Annotated in this window: 17 protein-coding genes and 1 tRNA gene; 7 read left to right on the top strand and 11 right to left on the bottom strand. The window is 69.8% G+C overall.

Annotated elements, in window-relative coordinates:
- Window positions 1–258: 258 nt before the first annotated feature.
- From ACQP2F_RS00280 to ACQP2F_RS00270, 3 genes are read left to right on the top strand one after another with little or no spacing between them, the layout of a single operon-like run.
- Window positions 259–2,088, top strand: coding sequence for a class E sortase (locus ACQP2F_RS00280; protein WP_433299614.1), 1,830 nt, complete (start codon window positions 259–261; stop codon window positions 2,086–2,088).
- Window positions 2,089–2,091: 3 nt separating this feature from the next.
- Window positions 2,092–2,424, top strand: coding sequence for a hypothetical protein (locus ACQP2F_RS00275; protein WP_433299612.1), 333 nt, complete (start codon window positions 2,092–2,094; stop codon window positions 2,422–2,424).
- Between the two features lies 1 nt (window position 2,425).
- On the top strand, window positions 2,426–3,076 hold the full coding sequence (locus tag ACQP2F_RS00270; RefSeq protein ID WP_433299610.1) for an aminodeoxychorismate/anthranilate synthase component II: 651 nt from the start codon (window positions 2,426–2,428) through the stop codon (window positions 3,074–3,076).
- On the opposite strand, the gene pknB is transcribed toward ACQP2F_RS00270, so the two are convergent.
- From pknB to ACQP2F_RS00235, 7 genes are read right to left on the bottom strand one after another with little or no spacing between them, the layout of a single operon-like run.
- Entirely contained in the window at window positions 3,077–4,912 is a 1,836-nt protein-coding gene (gene pknB / locus ACQP2F_RS00265) for a Stk1 family PASTA domain-containing Ser/Thr kinase (RefSeq protein WP_433299608.1), read from the bottom strand.
- Entirely contained in the window at window positions 4,909–6,258 is a 1,350-nt protein-coding gene (locus ACQP2F_RS00260) for a serine/threonine-protein kinase (RefSeq protein WP_433299606.1), read from the bottom strand. Before ACQP2F_RS00260 ends, pknB begins: the two co-directional genes overlap by 4 nt.
- On the bottom strand, window positions 6,259–7,752 hold the full coding sequence (locus ACQP2F_RS00255) for a peptidoglycan D,D-transpeptidase FtsI family protein (protein ID WP_433299604.1): 1,494 nt from the start codon (window positions 7,750–7,752) through the stop codon (window positions 6,259–6,261).
- Window positions 7,749–9,257 (bottom strand): FtsW/RodA/SpoVE family cell cycle protein, encoded by a 1,509-nt coding sequence (locus ACQP2F_RS00250; protein ID WP_433299602.1) that lies wholly within the window; start codon window positions 9,255–9,257, stop codon window positions 7,749–7,751. The genes ACQP2F_RS00255 and ACQP2F_RS00250 overlap by 4 nt, the downstream gene beginning before the upstream one ends.
- Before the next feature lie 28 nt (window positions 9,258–9,285).
- Window positions 9,286–10,665 carry a PP2C family protein-serine/threonine phosphatase gene (locus ACQP2F_RS00245; protein ID WP_433299600.1) on the bottom strand — a complete coding sequence of 460 codons (1,380 nt, stop codon included), beginning with the start codon at window positions 10,663–10,665 and terminating at the stop codon, window positions 9,286–9,288.
- Entirely contained in the window at window positions 10,662–11,144 is a 483-nt protein-coding gene (locus ACQP2F_RS00240; RefSeq protein ID WP_433299598.1) for an FHA domain-containing protein FhaB/FipA, read from the bottom strand. The genes ACQP2F_RS00245 and ACQP2F_RS00240 overlap by 4 nt, the downstream gene beginning before the upstream one ends.
- A 5-nt stretch (window positions 11,145–11,149) precedes the next feature.
- Window positions 11,150–11,935: an FhaA domain-containing protein gene (locus ACQP2F_RS00235; protein ID WP_433299596.1), complete on the bottom strand. Its 786-nt coding sequence runs from the start codon at window positions 11,933–11,935 to the stop codon at window positions 11,150–11,152.
- A gap of 192 nt (window positions 11,936–12,127) precedes the next feature.
- Between ACQP2F_RS00235 and ACQP2F_RS00230 the strand changes: the two genes are divergently transcribed.
- From ACQP2F_RS00230 to ACQP2F_RS00220, 3 genes are all read left to right on the top strand, one after another.
- A tRNA-Leu gene (locus tag ACQP2F_RS00230) sits at window positions 12,128–12,210 on the top strand.
- Window positions 12,211–12,755: 545 nt separating this feature from the next.
- Window positions 12,756–13,484 (top strand): WecB/TagA/CpsF family glycosyltransferase, encoded by a 729-nt coding sequence (locus ACQP2F_RS00225; protein ID WP_433299594.1) that lies wholly within the window; start codon window positions 12,756–12,758, stop codon window positions 13,482–13,484.
- A 106-nt stretch (window positions 13,485–13,590) separates the two neighbouring features.
- Window positions 13,591–14,187, top strand: coding sequence for a hypothetical protein (locus ACQP2F_RS00220; protein ID WP_433299592.1), 597 nt, complete (start codon window positions 13,591–13,593; stop codon window positions 14,185–14,187).
- Between the two features lies 1 nt (window position 14,188).
- Here ACQP2F_RS00220 and ACQP2F_RS00215 read toward each other — a convergent pair whose 3' ends face one another.
- The 3 genes from ACQP2F_RS00215 to ACQP2F_RS00205 form a co-directional block, all read right to left on the bottom strand.
- Window positions 14,189–14,638 carry a hypothetical protein gene (locus tag ACQP2F_RS00215; protein WP_433299590.1) on the bottom strand — a complete coding sequence of 150 codons (450 nt, stop codon included), beginning with the start codon at window positions 14,636–14,638 and terminating at the stop codon, window positions 14,189–14,191.
- Between the two features lie 150 nt (window positions 14,639–14,788).
- Complete coding sequence (locus tag ACQP2F_RS00210; RefSeq protein ID WP_433299588.1) at window positions 14,789–15,013, bottom strand: DUF397 domain-containing protein; 225 nt, start codon at window positions 15,011–15,013, stop codon at window positions 14,789–14,791.
- Window positions 14,977–15,858, bottom strand: coding sequence for a helix-turn-helix domain-containing protein (locus ACQP2F_RS00205; RefSeq protein WP_433307929.1), 882 nt, complete (start codon window positions 15,856–15,858; stop codon window positions 14,977–14,979). Before ACQP2F_RS00205 ends, ACQP2F_RS00210 begins: the two co-directional genes overlap by 37 nt.
- Window positions 15,859–16,258: 400 nt before the next feature.
- Here ACQP2F_RS00205 and ACQP2F_RS00200 point away from each other — a divergent pair, with 400 nt between their 5' ends.
- The gene (locus ACQP2F_RS00200; RefSeq protein WP_433299586.1) at window positions 16,259–16,555 is read left to right on the top strand and encodes a hypothetical protein; all 297 of its coding nucleotides are present in this window, start codon (window positions 16,259–16,261) and stop codon (window positions 16,553–16,555) included.
- Between the two features lie 3 nt (window positions 16,556–16,558).
- Here ACQP2F_RS00200 and ACQP2F_RS00195 read toward each other — a convergent pair whose 3' ends face one another.
- Complete coding sequence (locus ACQP2F_RS00195) at window positions 16,559–17,437, bottom strand: PASTA domain-containing protein (RefSeq protein WP_433299584.1); 879 nt, start codon at window positions 17,435–17,437, stop codon at window positions 16,559–16,561.
- Window positions 17,438–17,548: the final 111 nt, after the last annotated feature.

The raw sequence follows: 17,548 nt of genomic DNA, 5'->3' as shown, positions 1-17,548 counted from the left end.
ACCTGGGCAGCCACGCCAGGCGCCCCGGGCGGCGCCGCGCCGGCCGCCTGGGGAACTGGGACGGGCGCGCCGATTCCGGGCTCGCCCGCGGCGCCGGGCGCTCGGCCCGCCACTACGCCCGCGCCGCCGCCAGCCGCGACGCCGCCGGCCGCGGCGTCGTCCTCGGCGCCGTCCTCGGCGCCGTCCTCGGCGCCGTCGTCGGCGTCTGAGACGGCGATCCTCGGCACCGACGCCGCCGCTGAGCAGCGGATGGCTGCCATGCGCGAGAAGCTCGGACGACCCGCGGCCGCCGGTCCGGCTACGGCCAACGGGTCGGTCGCCCCGACCGAATCCGCCTATCCCGCGACCTCCGATCCGGTTGCTGACGTGCATGCGGCGGCCGCGGCGGCTCGCCTACGGGATCCGGAGCCGGCCGCTCCCACGCCGACCGCGAACCAGTCGTTCGACTTCTTCGCGAAGGGCAAGGACGCGGCCGCGGCGCCGGCCTCGCAGCGGCAGCCGGTCTTTCCGCCCGAAATGTCGCGCCGGGAGAGCACCGCCACGCCCGTGAACGGCGGCGCCCCCACCAACGGCTATGCCGCCCGGCTCGGAACGCCGCAGGAGGCCAACGGGCGTCCTCAGGTCAACGGCTACGCGCCGGGGTATCCATCGCCGGCGACCACCGCCTCCATCCCCGCGGCCACCCAAAGCGGCGGCTCGGCGGCGGCCTTCCCGGCCACGCAGAACGGCTACGCGGCCCAAAACGGCCACGCGACCCAAAACGGCTATACAGCCCAAAACGGCCACGCAACCCAGATTGGCCACGCGACCGAGAACGGCTATGCGGCCCAGAACGGCTTCGCGACTCACAACGGCCACGCCGCCCAAAACGGCCACGCTGCCCAGAACGGCCACTCCATGGGGCAAGCCGCGCAGAACGGGTATCCCGCTAGCCCGGAGGTCCGCAGCGCATCACCCGCCGGGGACGCCTTCCCGGCCGGTCCGGCGGCTCGAACGACGTTCCCCACCAGCCCGGCGGCGCGCGACGCTCTCCCGACCAGCCCGTCGGATCCCAGCGAGACTGCTGTCATCCGTACGCCCGACGCTCCCACCGGAATCCTCCCCGCCGTGAGCCCTCGCGCCGCCGCGCCGCAGTCGCTCAAGGAGCACACCGCTCTGATGTCGGCCGTTCCCGGCAAGGCCGCCAAGGCCGCTGCCGCCAAGGCCGGCGCCGACCCCAACGTCGTGCTCGGCGCCGCCGCCGCGCCACCGGTCCGCCCGGGTGGGCCCGATCATGTCCCGGAGCCGGTCGACGCCGGCGACGACGCCCGGAAGCGTGGCGAGCGAGTGGTCAAGCTGCGTCCGGAGCAAACCGGCGAGGGCTACAAGAGCGTGTACTCCGAGCTCACCCGCCCGACGCTCGGCTCCCGGATCCGCTCCGGCGTCCGGATCTCGGGCGAGCTGATGATCACGTTCGGGCTGATCATCCTGCTGTTCGCGGGCTACGAGGTCTTCGGCAACTCGGCCAAGGTGCAGGACGAGCAGAACGCCCTGACCAACGAGCTCGACCAGGAGTGGAACGACCCGACCGTCGGCCCGACCACGGCGCCCACGGCGCAGGGGCCGGCCGCGCCCGGCAACAGCCTGGTCGGCCGGCTCTACATTCCGAAGCTCGACAAGGAGTGGGTCGTCGTCGACGGTGTCCGGCCGCAGGACATCAAGTACGCGCCCGGCCACTACCCGGACACCGCCAAACCCGGCGCCATCGGCAACTTCTCGGTGGCCGGCCACCGGATTCGCAAGATCTTCTGGCGGATCGACGAACTGCAGCCGGGCGATGTCATCGGCGTGGAGACCAAGGATTTCTGGTACGTCTACAAGGTCTACGGCCACGAGGTGGTCAAGCCGAGCGCCGTCGAGGTGGTCGCCCCGGTGCCCGACAAGCCCGGCGTCAAGCCGACGAAGGCGCTGCTCACGTTGACGACCTGCAACCCGAAGTTCAACAACTACGAGCGGCTCGTCGTGCACGCCGAGTTGGCCTCCAAGACGCCGCGCAACCAGGCCCTGCCCGACGCCGGCATGCCGGCCGAGATGAAGACGAAGGCGTAGGCGATGTACGCCTGGATCTGGCGCAAGCTCCCGTTCGGCCTCTGGGGCAAGCTGACCGGCTCGATCGGTCTCATCGCGGCCACCGTCGCGCTGCTCTGGTACGTGGTCTTCCCCTGGGCCACGCCGCTGCTCCCGTTCGACGACGTCCAGGTCGGCTCGGGCACCGAGCAGGGCCCGGCCCAGGAGGACCCGAACGTGATCTCCTCAGACAGCGACAACGGTCCGGACGAGGTCCCCTACAGCACCGAATCCAACGCCCCTCACCCGTCGGCCTCCTTCAAGCTGCCCAAGGCGACGAGGACGACCTCCGACGGCAACGTTCTCCCAGGTGACTGACGTGCGCATCCTTGTGATCGACAACTACGACTCGTTCGTCTTCAACCTCGTGCAATACCTCGGCCAGCTCGGCGCGGAGTGCGAGGTGCGGCGCAACGACGAGATCGGGGTGGCCGACGTCGGCACCTTCGGCGCCGCGGGGATTCTGCTTTCGCCGGGGCCGGGCACGCCGGAACGCGCCGGCATCATGCTGGACGTCATTCGCGCGTACGCCGGAGAAGTCCCGATGTTTGGGGTTTGTCTCGGGCATCAGGCCATCGGCGCGGCGTTCGGCGCCACGGTGACGCGCGCGCCCGAGCTGCTGCACGGCAAGACGTCCGAGGTCCGGCACACCGGTCAGGGCGTGCTGGCGGGTCTGCCCGATCCGTTCACGGCCACCCGGTACCACTCGCTGGCCGTCGTGCCCGAGACGCTGCCCGACGAGATCGAGGTGACCGGCCGCACCGAGTCCGGCGTCGTGATGGCCATGCGGCACCGCACGCTGCCGATCGAGGGCGTGCAGTTCCACCCGGAGTCGGTGCTCACCGAGGGCGGCCACACCATGCTGGCGAACTGGCTGGCCTCCTGCGGCCTGCCCACCGCGCTGGAGAAGGCGCCGCCGCTGGCCGCCGAGGTCGAGGCCCGGCGGCGAGCGGCGTTTGCGACGGCCTAGTCAGTCCCGGCGGATGATGCCGGTGGCCTGGTCGATGACCTGACCGCCACCGCCGCCGCCATTGCCGTTGCCCGGCGTCTCGGTGTCGGTCGGCGACGGGTCGCCACTGGGCTGACCTCCGTCGTCCACCACCGTGATCGTGACCGGGGCGCCCTTCTCGACGGTGGTTCCCGCCTTCGGGTTCTGGTCGATGACCGTGCCCGGCTGCTTGGTCGGATCGCTCACCCGGTTGGTGCTGACGTTGAACGAGCCGGCCTGGTCGAGCAGGGCCTGGGCGACGTCCTCGGTCTTGTTGACCACGTCCGGCATCTTGACCCGGTTCTCCTTGGAGATGCTCACCGTGATCGTGGTGCCCGGCGGCACCTTCTCGCCCGCGTTCGTCACGTTGACGACCGTGTCCAGCGGCTTGTCGCTCGACACCGACTTGAACTTCACGTCGAGCCCGGCCGCCTTCAGCTGCTGCTCGGCGTTGTCCTTGGTGCCGCCGACCAGGCCGGTCGGCACCGAGACCTTGTCCGGCGCGTTGCAGAGCTGGTACGAGACTTCCTGGTCCACCGGGATCGTGGAGTTGGGCGCCGGGTCCTGCTTGACGACCTTGCCGTCGCAGTCCTCGCCGGTGCGCGGGGCGTCGGGCTGCACGTTGGTGAACTTCTGCTGGTCGAGCAGCTTCCGGGCGTCGTCGTCGCTCTTGCCGACCAGGTTGGGCATGACCGCGGTGGCGGTGGTCGGCGTGTTCGTGTTGTCGTTGCCCTTGTCGCCGTTGCGCGACATGGCAAGCGCGACGCCGAGCACGACCACGACCAGCACGCCGAGGCCGGCCAGCACCGCCATCACCCACGACGACGAGCGTTTCTCCGGCGGGCGCGGCGGCATGCCGCCGACCGGGCGCTGCATGGTGGTGGCGGCCTGCGGCTGCCACTGCCGGGTGGCCTGCTGGTTCTGCAGCGCCATGGTCTCGGCCTGGCTCATCACCGGGGTGGCCATCACCGGGCGGCCGGAGACGGCACGCAGGGCGTCGGCCCGCATCTCCTGGGCGCTCTGGTAGCGGTTCATCGGGTTCTTGGCGAGCGCCTTGAGCACGATCGCGTCGACGTCCCGCGGCACGTCCGGGCTGATCTCGCTGGGCGCCCGCGGGTCCTCCCGGACGTGCTGGTACGCCACGCTGACCGGGCTGTCGCCGACGAACGGCGGGTGGCCGACCAGCAGCTCGAACAGGACACAGCCGGCCGCGTACACATCGGAGCGCGCGTCGACCGCCTCGCCCCGCGCCTGCTCGGGTGACAGGTACTGGGCGGTGCCGATCACGGCGCTGGTCTGCGTCATCGTGGTGGCGCCGCTGGCCAGGGCCCGGGCGATGCCGAAGTCCATGACCTTGACCTGGCCGTTCTGCGTGATCATCACGTTGCCGGGCTTGATGTCCCGGTGGATGATCCCGTGCCGGTGGCTGAACTCCAGAGCGGCGCAGATGTCGGCGATGATCTCGAGGGCCCGGCGCGGCTGGAGACGCTGCTCCTCGGCCAGGACCTCCTTGAGGGTCCGTCCGTTGACGAACTCCATGACGATGAACGGCAGCTTCTCACCGGTCGAGGAGATCTCCTCGCCGGTGTCGTAGACGGCGACGATCGCCGGGTGGTTGAGCGCCGCCGAGTTCTGCGCCTCGCGCCGGAACCGCTCCTGGAAGGTAGCGTCGCGGGCCAGGTCGGTACGCAGCATCTTGATGGCCACGTCGCGGCCGAGCCGGAGGTCGCGCCCCCGGTGCACCTCGGCCATGCCGCCGTAGCCCAAAAGCTCGCCGACCTGATACCTGCCACCGAGCAGGCGGGCCTGCGCCGTCATAGCGTCTGTCGTCCTTCGTTAGCTCGGGTCCAGCCGGGGTTGACGCCCGCCTGTCTGGTTAGACGGTACGACGCCGCCAACGGTTCACCGCTGGCGGCGCCCAAGTGGACGACCGCCCCGGAGGCGGGCCGGCCCAGTGCGCCATTACCGCTGTTCTGCTTGCCCTGCTTGTAGAGGAATGAGATGACCCCGGCACAGAGCAGAACGAGCAGTGCGAGGACCACGGCCAGCACGATCAGCACCTGCCGTCCGGCCGAGCTCTCCGGCTTGGCGGCCGGCGCCGGCTGGACCGGCGCGTACGGTGGCCGGTACGGCTGCTGGGGCTGAACCGGCGGTCCCGAGGGTACCGAGGCGGCACCGCGGGCACCCGAGACGGGTCGCGGCACCGGCGGGTACGGAGGTCGTGCGGTGCCCGTGACCGGCGAGCCGGAGACGCCGGCCATCGGCGGGCCGGACGGCGGCCGCGGCGCCGGGCTGACCGGGCCGGCGGCGCGGACGGGCTGGCCGGCCGGCTGCTGGCCGGTCGCGGCCAGTGCCTGCGCGGCCTGACGGGCCACCGCCGCCATCGCCGAGGCCGACGGCCAGCGGGCGGCCGGGTCCTTGGCCAGGGCACGTTCCACGATGACGCGCACCGACGGCGGGATGTCGGCGGGCAGCGGGCGCGGCGTCTCGCGTACGTGCTTCATCGCGATCTCGATCGGCGTGGCGCCGTCGAAGGGCCGGTGGCCGGAGAGGCACTGGTACGCGACGACGCCGAGCGCGTACACGTCGGAGGCCGGCGTGGCGACGTCGCCGGAGGCCTGCTCGGGCGAGATGTAGGAGGCCGTCCCCAGCACCGAGCCGGCGACCGTCAGCTGGCCCACCAGCGCCGAACGGGCGATGCCGAAGTCGGTGAGCACGAGGGTGCCGTTGGGGCGTACGAGAAGATTGCCGGGTTTGACGTCGCGGTGGATGATGCCGTTCGCGTGCGCCGCCTGCAGCGCGTCCGCCGCCTGGGCGATCAGCGCCATCGTGCGCGCCGGGGTCAGCCGGCCGACCCGGCTCAGCGTGCGGGAGAGCGCGTCGCCCTCCACGTACTCCATGACCAGGAACGCGAGCTGCTCGTCGCTGCTGTAGTCGTAGACGTCGACGACCCCGGGGTGGTTGATCGTGGCCATGGTGCGCGCCTCGCCCCGGAACCGCTCGGCGAAGCCCGGCTCGTCCAGCAGCGCCGGCAGCAGGATCTTGACGGCGACCGTCCGGCCCAGCACCTCGTCGGTGCCGCGCCACACGTCGCCCATCCCACCGCCGGCGATCCGCTCGTCGAGGCGATAGCGGCCGCCGAGGGTCACCCCAGGGCTGATCATTCAGTCCCCTTTTCCGGCCGCGGCCTTCATGATGAGCCCGGCGATCCGGGCGGCCTCGCCGCTGGCGTGGCTGCCAGGCACGTTCTCCAGCATGACGCAGACCGCGGAGACGGGTTCACCCTTGTCGTTGAAGGCGAAGCCGATGAACCACCCGTGCGGGTCCGCGCCGACCGCGTTCTGTGCCGTACCGGTCTTGCCGCCGACCTCGAACCCGCTGATCCGGGCCTTCTTGCCGGTGCCGTTCTCGACGACGCTGACCATCATGTCCTTGAGGTCGCTCGCGACGCTCGAGGTGATCGGCGTGCGCAGCGTCTTCGGAGTGGCGCTGTAGATCGTCCGCCGATCCGGGCTGAGCAGCTTCTGCACCAGGTACGGGCGCATCTGCTTGCCGCCGTTTGCGACCGTCGCGGCGATCAGCGCGCCCTGCATCGGGGTCATCCGCACGTCGCGCTGGCCGATCGAGGACTGCGCCAGCGCTCCCTTGTCGACGCTGCCGTCCGGGTTCGCGATCGCGCCGGTGCGGCTGGCCGCGACCGGCAGGCCGTCGCCCTCGAGGTTGCCGACGGTCAGCTTCTCGTCCTCGAAGCCGAACGCCTTGGCCATGTTGACGACCTTGTCGCGGCCGAGCTTGACGCCGAGCTTCGCGTAACCGGTGTTGCAGCTCTCGGTCAGCGCCTCCTTGAGGGTGACCTGGTCGGACGGGCAGACCTCGTCGGCGTCGTTGCGGATGACCGCGCCGCTCTCCCGGTAGATCGAGCCGGCCGGGATCTCGTCCGACGGCTTGAGACCGTCGGTGAGGGCCGCCGCCGAGATGATCGTCTTCATCGTCGAGCCGGGCGGCAGCGTCTCCTGGGTGGCCCGGTTCAGCAGCGGGTTGTCCTTGTCCTTCAGGAGCTTCTGGTACGCCGCGGCGGCCGCCTTCACGTCGTGGCTGGCCAGCGGGTTCGGGTCGTAGCTCGGCATCGAGACCATGGCCTGCACCGCGCCCGTGCGCGGGTCGATCGCGACCGCCGCCCCCTTGGTGACGCCGCGCTCGTTGTTGATGATCTCCTTGTAGGCCGTGTCCTGCGCCGCCGTGCTCAGCGAGAGGATGACGTTGCCGCCGCCGGTGTTGTTGCCGGTGAACATGTCCTTCACCCGGTCGGCGAAGAGCTTGTCGCTCTCCCCGGAGAGGAAGTCGTCCTCGCTGTTCTCGATCCCGGTGGCGCCCAGGTTGACCGGGCGGTAGCCGATGACCGGCGCGTACGCCTGCTTCTTGGGGTACGTCCGCAGGTAGGTCAGCTCGTCGTCGGTGGCCTTGCTCTCGGCCAGCGCCTTGCCGTCCGCCTCGATCACGCCGCGCGGGCGTTTGTACTGGGCGACGACCACGCGGCCGTTGTAGTCGCTGGTGCGGTAGTCGTCGGCCTTGTACGCCTGGACCCAGTTCAAGTTCGCGAAGAGCAGGCCGAACAGGACGAGGATGACCACGCCGGCCCGTCGCAGGGGTGCGTTCACGGCTTGATCACCTCCGTCATGGCGCCGTGCAGCTGGGTGGGTGCCTTCTTCGGTCCGGGGCCTGGGCGGTCGCCGCCGCCGCCACTGTTCGCCGGGCCGCGCGCCGCGTTGGAGATCCGCAGCAGCATCGCGACCAGCAGCCAGTTCGCCATCAACGAGGAACCACCCGCCGAGAGGAACGGTGTGGTCTGGCCCGTGAGCGGAATCAGTCCGGTGATGCCACCCAGGATGACGAAGACCTGCAAACCGAGGGTGAACGCGAGGCCGCCGGCGACGAGCTTGCCGAACGAGTCGCGTACGCCGAGGGCCGCCCGCAGGCCGCGCTCGACGATCAGCAGGTAGCAGACGAGCAGGGCGGCCAGGCCGAACAGGCCGATCTCCTCGCCCATGCCCGCGAAGATGAAGTCGGTGCGCACCTCGGGCACCAGACCGGGGGAGCCGGCGCCCGGCCCGGAGCCGAACAGCCCGCCGGTGCCGAGCGCGAGCAGGCCCTGCACGAGCTGATAGCTGCCGCCGACCCGGTCGTAGTTGGCCCGCGCGAACGGGTCGAGCCAGATCGACGCCCGGTCGTAGAAGTTGGCGAACGGGCCGCCGACCGCGTCACCCAGCAGGTACGCCGTGTAGACGCCGCCGAAGAACAGCAGCAGGCCGATGATCAGCCAGCTGGCCCGCTCGGTCGCCACGTAGAGGGTCACCACGAACAGGCCGAAGTACAGCAGCGCCGTGCCCAGGTCCTTCTCGAAGACCAGGACCAGGAGGCTGAGCAGCCAGACGGTGACGACCGGGCCGAGGTCGCGGCCGCGGGGGAAGTCGATGCCGAGGAACCGCTTGCTCGCCAGCGACAGCACCTCGCGCTTGCGCACCAGGTAGTAGGCGAAGAACGAGACCAGCGCCAGCTTCGCGAACTCACCGGGCTGGATCGAGAACGCGCCCAGCTTGATCCACAGCTTCGCGCCGTTGACCTCGGAGAGGCTGCTGGGCAGCACGGCCGGGATCATCACGAGCACGATGCCGACCAGACCCAGGGTGTACGCGTACCGGGAGACCACCTTGTGATCGCGCACCACCAGCAGCAGCACCGCGGCCAGGATCAGCGCGCCCAGCGTCCAGGCGAGCTGCCGGCCACCCGTACCGGCGAAGACACCGGGGATGTCCTGTTTCTGGGAGATCGCCCGGGCGATGTCGAGCCGGCGCAGGAAGGCGACGCCGAGGCCGTTGATCAGGGCGACCGCCGGGATCAGGACCGGGTCGGCGTACGGCGCCGTGAACCGCACCACGAAGTGCAGGCCCAGGAACAGCGCGCCGAGCAGCGCCGCCGGGATCCAGAACGTGGTGTGGATCGTGCCGAACTGGTTCGCCTCGACGGTCGCGGCGTAGATCGCCACCAGGATCATGGCGAACGCGAGCATTCCCAGCTCGGCGTTGCGGTGGGTCTTCATTCCCGGGATACGCGACATCTCGCCCGTGGAAGAGGGCGAGGGGGCCGGTACGGCGGGCGCGGTCAAGACATCCCCAGACGTTGTCGAGCGACGGTCAGTTGACGGTCCGGCACGCCGCCGGATCGTCGACCGGCGGTGCGCTCTCGGAGCCCTGAGCGGGCAGCGTGCTGGCCAGCGTGGCGGGCGTGGAGGCGCCGGCGGGCGGCGGTGTGGCCGTCGGCGTCGCCGAAGCGCTCGCGGACGGCGCCGAGCAGAGCGGCTTGAGGTTGGGGTTGGACGGGTCGTCGGCGGTCAGCTGCGCGAGCGTCTGCGCGGCGTCCGTCCGGTTCTCGGCGTGGATGCCCTGCTTGACCCGCTCCTGCGCGACGGCCGTCAGGTCGTCGAGCCGGGCCGGGCTGGTCTCGTTGACGCTGGACAGGTCGAGCCCGGCGATCTGGCCCGGAACCCCGCGGAATATCGCGATCTGGCCGGCGTCGGTCGCACCCACGTAGTACTGGTCCTGGGTGTAGTTGTAGCCGAGCCAGAGGCCGCCGCCCAGCACCGCGAGCAGCACGAGCACGAGCATCGTGGTGCGCACCGGGTGGCTCTTGGGAGCCGGCTCGCGGTCGTACTCGGCCTCCTGCTGCACCGGCTGCTGCGGCTGCGGTGACCGCAGGGCCGCGGCCCGGGCCGCCGAGGTCGAGCTGTCTGCCACCGTGGTGTTGCCCCGGTCGAGGGCGGCCGCGCCACCGACGATCGGCGTCTGCTCCATGATGTCGGTGTCGATCGCGTCCGCGATGACGACGGTGATGTTGTCCGGGCCGCCACCGCGCAGCGCGAGCTGCACCAGCCGCTCGACGCAGGCCTGCGGGTCGGCGATCTCCCGCATCGTCTGCCCGATCGTGTCCGCGCTGACCACGCCGGACAGACCGTCGCTGCAGATCAGGTAGCGGTCGCCGGCGAGCACCTGGCGCACCGAGTACTCGGGATCGATGTCGCGCCCGTCGAGCGCGCGGGTCAGCAGCGACCGCTGCGGGTGGCTGCTGGCCTCCTCGGGGCTGACCCGTCCCTCGTCCACCAGCATCTGGACGTACGTGTCGTCCTTGGTGATCTGGGCGAACTCGCCCTTGCGCAGCAGGTAGGCCCGGCTGTCGCCGATGTGCACCATGCCGAACTTGCTGCCCGAGAACAGCACCGCGGTGAGCGTGGTGCCCATGCCCTCGAGCTGCGGGTTGGCGTCGACGGTGTCCCGCAGGTGCTGGTTGGCCTGGCCGACGGCATGACGCAGCGCGTCGACCAGGGCGTCACCGGGGACGTCCTCGTCGAGCGGCGCCATCGCGGCGATGACGATGTTGGAGGCGACGTCTCCGGCCGCCATCCCGCCCATCCCGTCCGCGACAGCAAGCAGCCGCGGCCCGGCGTAGACGGAGTCCTGGTTGAGGTCTCGGATCAGACCGCGGTCGCTCTGAGCGGCATAGCGCAGGGTCAGGGTCATGGCCGTAACTCGAGAGATGTGCGACCGATCCGGATCGGTACGCCAAGGGGGACGGGAGTAGGTCCGGAGACCTTACCGCGGTCGAGATAGGTCCCGTTCGTCGAGCCGAGATCCTCGACGAACCACTGGCCGTCCCGCGGCACGATCCGGGCGTGCCGAGCCGAGGCGAAGTCATCCGTGATCACGAGCGTGGAGTCCTCCGCCCGACCGATAGTGATCGGAATATCACCCAACGTGATGCGTGTGCCGGCCAGCTGGCCGGCCGTCACCACGAGCTGCCGTGCGGCCTTACCGCGCTTCGCCTTGGCCGGCCGCCCCTGCATCACCGCGCCACCCACCCCCCGAGGGTTGGCGACGATGCTCTTGGACCGGACCCCCGCGAAGAGATCCCGCCGGATCACACCCACCACCGTGAACACGAAGATCCACAGAAGGATGAGGAAGCCGAACCGGGCGACGGTGAGGACGAATTCGGGCAAGGTGCCTAGCCGTCCACTCGGAACGTCAGCGTGGTGGTGCCCAGCTGGATCATGTCGCCCGGGTTGAGCGCCACGGCGGAGACCCGCTGGCCGTTCACCATCGTGCCGTTCGTGGAACCGAGGTCGGTCAGCACGACCTGGTTGCCGTCGTAGTCGAGACGGGCGTGCCGGCGCGAGATGCCGACGTCGGGCAGGCGGAGGTTCGCCTGGTCGCCGCGGCCGATCACGGTCGAGCCCATCTGCAGCGGGTAGGTCCGGCCGTCACCGGAGACCAGGCCGACGCCCCGGCCGTTCGGCCCGCCGTGCTGCTGGTAGCCACCCTGGTGCTGGTCGTACGGCGGGTACTGCGGGCCGGCGTCGTACGCGGGCTGCTGCACCGGCGCGACCTCACCGCCCGTGTAGACCTCGGCGGTCACCCGGAACATGCCCGTGTCGAGCCCCTCGCCCCGCTCGATCTCGACGATCACGTCGCCGTAGACCGTCCACGCCTGCTCGCCGATGAACTCCGCCTGCGACTGCGCGAGCTCCTGGGCGAGCGCGGCGGCGTAGGGCGCCAGCCGGCTGTGGTCATAAGGTGAGAGGTCGATCACGTAGCGGTTGGGCACGAGCGTGCGGCCACCGGCAAGGATCGCCTTGTGCGCCTCGGCCTCCCGCTGCATCGCATTCAGAATCTCCACAGGGTGGACGACACCCTTGAACACCTTGGCGAAGGCCCCTTCGACCAGGCCTTCCAATCGCTTCTCAAAGCGCTGCAGCACGCTCACCGGCTCCTCCTCGGCTTCCGAGGACATGATGGTATCCGGCCGCCGCTTGCGCATCTGTAGCCCAAGAGCGACCGGCACTTCTGACCCTCGTATGACGCCCGTCGACGCCGTGCTAGTCTTCCCTGGCGCCGCGGGTGATAACAACTCGTGTGGTGACGTGCGACAGCGTAGTCTGTCGCACGCAGTAACAAGAAGTTGGCCTCGCGGCCAGCTTGCCACGGGGATGTGGCGGAATGGCAGACGCGCACGGTTCAGGTCCGTGTGTCCGAAAGGACGTGGGGGTTCAACTCCCCCCATCCCCACCGAGTGCAGGGGGCCTCTGTCCGCGGAACGCGCGGACCGGGGCCCTCGGTCATGTCTGCTCCGGGGGCCGAGCCCCCGGAAGCCCCCACGACTGGCGATGGTCACGGTTGGCTAACTGGTCACGGTTGGCTAACTGGTCACGGTTGGCTAACTGGTCACGGTTGGCTAACTGGTCACGCTTGGCTAACAAGTTGCCCTCCTCGTGTGGCTGGGCCCACAGGAACCATCACATGGGAGAGATGTGGGCGCATCTTCAACTGACGGCGCCTCACTCCCTCGACGCCTCACTCCCTCGAACGGTGGGTTGCGTGGGGCGCTTGTTTGGGTGAGGCTTGCGCGACCTTCTTGGGCGGCTGGACGACGGGGTGTCGCCTAACGGGTGAAATGGACAGGGCGGGCTATGCTCGTCGCTGGCGTTGGGTCCTCTCAGTCCTGGAGTGTCGTTGTTGTGACCGTCGCGCATACCGGTGTCGGCCAGGGGAAACGTAACGTCCTTGGGGTCCTTGTCGACGTCACTGACTATCGGGACGCCACTGAGCGGATCATGCAGGCCGCTCGGGAGCGCCGGGGCTATGCGGTTACGGCGCTGGCTGTGCACGGCGTGATGACGGGCGTGCAGGACAAGGCCCACAACGCACGGCTCAATTCCTTTGATCTAGTTACGCCGGACGGGCAGCCGGTGCGGTGGGCGCTCAACCTGCTGCACAAGGCGGGCCTCACCGATCGGGTCTACGGGCCGACGCTGACGCTCAAGGTCGTCGACCAGGCGGCGGCCTCGGGGATGCCCATTTACCTGTACGGGTCGACCGAGGCGACGCTGGAGCGGCTGGTGCCCGCCCTGGAGGAGATGTTCCCGGCGCTGAAGATCGCCGGCGTGGAGGCGTCCAAGTTCCGCAGCTCGCAGGACGGCGAGCCGGTGGAGATCGCCGAGCGGATCAAGGCGTCGGGCGCGCGGATCGTGCTGGTCGGGCTCGGTTGCCCGCGACAGGAGATCTTCACGTACGCGATGCGGCCGCTGCTGGACATGCCGCTGCTCGCCGTCGGCGCCGCCTTCGACTATCACGCCGGCCTGCTGAAGAACCCGCCCGCCTGGATGCAGAGGAACGCGCTCGAGTGGCTCTGGCGTCTCGGCCTCGAGCCCAAACGGCTCTGGCGGCGGTACGTGCTGCTGAACCCGGCCTACCTGGCCCGGCTCGCGGCGCAGAAGCTCGGCGTGTGGAAGGCCACACCGCCGGCCCCGGCGACCGAGCCGCTCGACCGATTCGCCGTATAAGCCGGTACATAAGGCGCGGACAAGCGGTCCACATCGGCCCCTAGGGGTCCCGGCTCCGGTGATAACCCGGTTTCCCTATCCGGAGCGCCGGAGAAGGCTGTCGGATGTGGACACCGCAGTGAACGTCATCCTCGCCGGCGCGCTCGCCGTGGCCTGGCTCGCCGCCGGCCTGGTCGCCGACGCCCTCCCGGGCGCGAGCACGGCCCGCGAGCTGCGCCACCGCGCCGGCATCCTGACCGCGCTGGTCGCCGCCGGCGCCGCCGTCTTCGTCGCGGTGCCACTGGTCACCCTGCTCGGGCCGGGCGGCTCCGAGGCCGCCCCGGCCGCCCTGCTCCCGGCCGTTCCCGCGCTGTTCGCGCTGACCGTCGGCGTCCGCCGGCTCGGCCTGGTGCGGCGGGGAGCGGGCGCCTTCGCGGCGGCGCCGCACACGCCCGTCCCGCCCGCCCTGCGGGCCGCGGCCGCGCACCCGCTGGTCCTGGTGCCGCTGCAGGTCACCGGCCTGGCCGCCATCGTTGGCCTGCCGATCGCGGCCGGCCTCGTGCACGTGCCCGGCAGCGACGTGGCGGGCATCGCGGTCACCGTGATGGCCGCCGCCGTGGTGGCGATCGGCATCCGGGCCGCCGTCCGGCACAGCCGGCTCAGCCTTCAGGCCCTGGCGCCGATCGGCCGGGGCCGCCCGCGGGTGCCGGTCGACACCCGCTGACTCAGCCCTTCTTGGCTTCCTGCACGTAGAGCAGCTCGAGGATCGAGCGGGCCGCCTCGAACCAGCGGTCCAGCCAGTCCGAGGGCGGCAACGTGCCGCGAGCCGGCAGCTCCAGCAGCAGCCCGCGCAGCAGCGGGTGGTCGGCCATCGACTGCGAGCTCGAGTCCGGCCAGCCCGAGGACGGGAAGACCGGCTCGCCCAGTCCCGGCAGGTCCAGGGAGGGAAGCTTCGGTGCCCGGTCGAGCGCGCCGGTCGGCTCGATGCTGTGCGAACGTCCCGGCGATCGGGTCGGCAGTCCGTTGCTGCCGGCCCGCGACATCAACTCGGTCTCGCCGCTCTCGGCGGCCAGCGCGGCGTCACGGCGGTTCTGCCGGTACGCGCTGACGCCGCCGCTGAACCGGTCCTGCGCCGTGGCGGAGCCGTTGCTGAGGTTGTCGGATCCAATAGTCATGTGTCTGCCTTGCCTCGCTCGGAGATGTTCCGGCCGTCGGCGCGGACCGGTCCGCGCTTGTGCCGTTCAACGAGGCGAGCCGGAAAATGACTACGGCCGACCCGCCCGCAGACCACGGGCAAGCCGGCCGCTTGCGGGCATATCGCGAGGTCAGAGGTCGAACTCGCCGTCCTTGGCACCGCCCACGAACGCATCCCATTCGGCGGCCGTGAAGATCAGGGCCGGGCCGCCCGGGTTCTTGGAGTCGCGGACCGCAATGGCCTCGTCCACGAACGCCACCTCCACGCAGTTGTCGGAGTTGGGACCGCTACGCGTGCTCTTGAACCACTGTGCCCGGGTCAGATCGATCCGGAAACCCTTCGCTTCGACTTCCACAATGGCTCCTCTACCAGCATTTCAATCATCTCGATGGACTCCTCCGGCGGGAGGGCCGTCGCCCGGACGGCGTCGAAGATGGAGATGTACTTGCGGAGCTCATCGGCCTTCTCGAGAAACAGGCCGCCGGTCGCGTTGTCGATGAACACCACATCCGCGTCTCCTTCCTCCTCGAACTCGAGGATCACGAACGTTCCATCCATGCCGGCATGCGCGCCGGTCGCGAACGGCAAGATCTGCAACGTGACGTTCGGCAGGCGGGCGGCCTCGATCAATTTGCTTAACTGATCGCGCATCACCGCGTCGCCGCCGACCGGCCGACTCAGCACCGCCTCATCGAGCACCACCCGAAGATCGATCGGATCGTCCAGAATCAATAACGCCTGTCTTTGCATCCGGACACGGACACGTTGCTCTATTTCCCGGTCGGTGTCATCCAGTCGGGCGCCCCGAATTAGGGCAATTGCATACTCTTCCGTCTGCAGCAGCCCGGGTACGAGCTGCTGCTCGTACACGCGAATGGATCTTGCGGCCGTTTCCAGCCCGACATATGCGCCGGTCAGGACCGTGGAATAGGGATGCCACCAACCTTTTTGCCGGGCCTCGCGGGCTATTTGGACGAGTTCTGCCTTGATCGAGTCCTCTACGCCGTAAATGTCCAAAATGTTCGAAACATCAGTTGGTGAAGCACTGGTATGTCCCGTCTCGATTCTGGACACTTTGGACGTGGAGCAGCCGAGCCGCTCCGCCACGACGTCGATCGTCACGCCGGCCGCCTCCCGGTGCCGGCGCAGCTCGACACCCAGACGCCGCCGCCGAATAGTGGGACTCCGGTGCTGATTCACTTCATCAGTCTCTCTGTCGATCATTTAATGGTTCAAGGCGGCACGAGCCGAAGACCAACAATCACGGAAGGCTGACATGCAACTTGCATCGACACGACTCGTGGTGCAATCTTTCGGTATGGCTCGCGTCACTGCGCACCAACGGGTGATGTGGCCAGATCCGGCTCAGAGCACCAAAACTGCGCCGTTTACGGGGTGTCGGGCAACTGGTCGTCCAGGGTGGACTGATCCACTCTATGACGGTCAGTGAGATCGGCAACGGTAACGTTCCGCAACGCTTTGACGATTGGCCGCGGTAGGATTGGCATTGTCATGAGCTTGCAATGGTGTTTTGAACCGGCACACTAAGTGCTTCCGTGTCAAGGTTCATCCCGAGACAAGTTCCAGGGCAGGAGATGACGTGCTTCCTCGGTCCGGTGATGTCATACAAGTGACGAAGGCAGCGAGCGTGCAATTCGCGGCGCCGATGCTCTTCCGGGTGATCCGGGTCCACGACTGGCCGACGTACGAGGGCTGGATCTGGCTCGACGGCTACGAGCTCAACTCGGCGGGGGACGCGGTGGAGCGACGTTCGATCTTCGTGCAGGTCAGCGGCCTGCGCGCGGTGGGCAAGGCGCCCGACCCGCGGGCGCGCAACGGCCGTCAGCCGGGGATGGTCTCCGGCACGGTTCCGCGCTCCGTGCGTACCAACCGCTGACTTTCAGTTACCACCCGTAGCCGGTGTGGTAGCCGTCGCGGTAGCTGTCGGTGTTGTCGTGGCCCCCTGCGGCTGCGAAACCACAATGGTGACTCGCGTGTCCGGTGGGACCTCCTGCCCCTCCGCCGGATCGCTGTCGATCACCGTTCCCTCCGGCGCCGCCGTGCTGTTCCGGTAGAGCACGCGGTACCGCAGGCCGCTGCGGTCCAGCGCCGCCCGCGCCTCGGCCAGCGACAGGCCGCGCAGCGCCGGCACGACCACCTCGGTCGTGGTCGGCTCGGTCGTGGTCGGCGAGACCGAGGGCGTCGTGGTCGTCGGCTGGCTCGACGGCGCGGTGGTGGTCGGCGGCGCGCTGCTCGGCTCGGTCGTCATCGTCGTGGCGACCGTGCTCGGAGTCGTCGCCGGCCCCGGTTCGTCGCCGGAGTTCTGCATGATCACGTAGACGCCCCAGCCGAGCAGGGCGAGCAGCACCAGCACGACGATCCCGACGATGATCGGCATCCACCAGCGGTCACGCTGGCCCGGCGCGCTCACCGGCGCCGGGCCGTCCGACCAGTCGGTGTCGTAGCCGGCGAGTCCCGGCTGTGGCGCGCGCACCTCGGCCCGGCCCGACCACACCGGGTTGGCCCGGCTCGCCGCCCAGTCGTCCGTGGCCGGCGGCATCACCGAGGTCGAGTCCGGCCGCGGCGCCACCCGCGTCGCGTCGACGTCGGACGGCAGCGGCGCCACCCGCGTCGCATCGTCGTCGAGCGGAGGCTGGGGCGCGACCTGCGTCGCGTCATCGTCGAGCGGAGGCTGGGGCGCGACCTGCGTGGCGTCGTCTCCCGGAGACGGCGGCGACGCAGGCGGCGTCACCCGTGTCTCGTCGCTCTCGTCGGACATGCCCGCTCCTCCGCGTCATTCACCCGCATGGGTCAACGTACTCAATCTTGACGGACTTGGGTTCCCCGGACCGGACAACCCACTCCCGGTCCCACCACCGACGATGGGTTA

Origin of the sequence: Actinoplanes sp. CA-030573 (genome assembly GCF_050951115.1) — a bacterium.
GTDB lineage: Bacteria > Actinomycetota > Actinomycetes > Mycobacteriales > Micromonosporaceae > Actinoplanes.
This window is presented reverse-complemented; position numbering and strand designations above follow the sequence as displayed.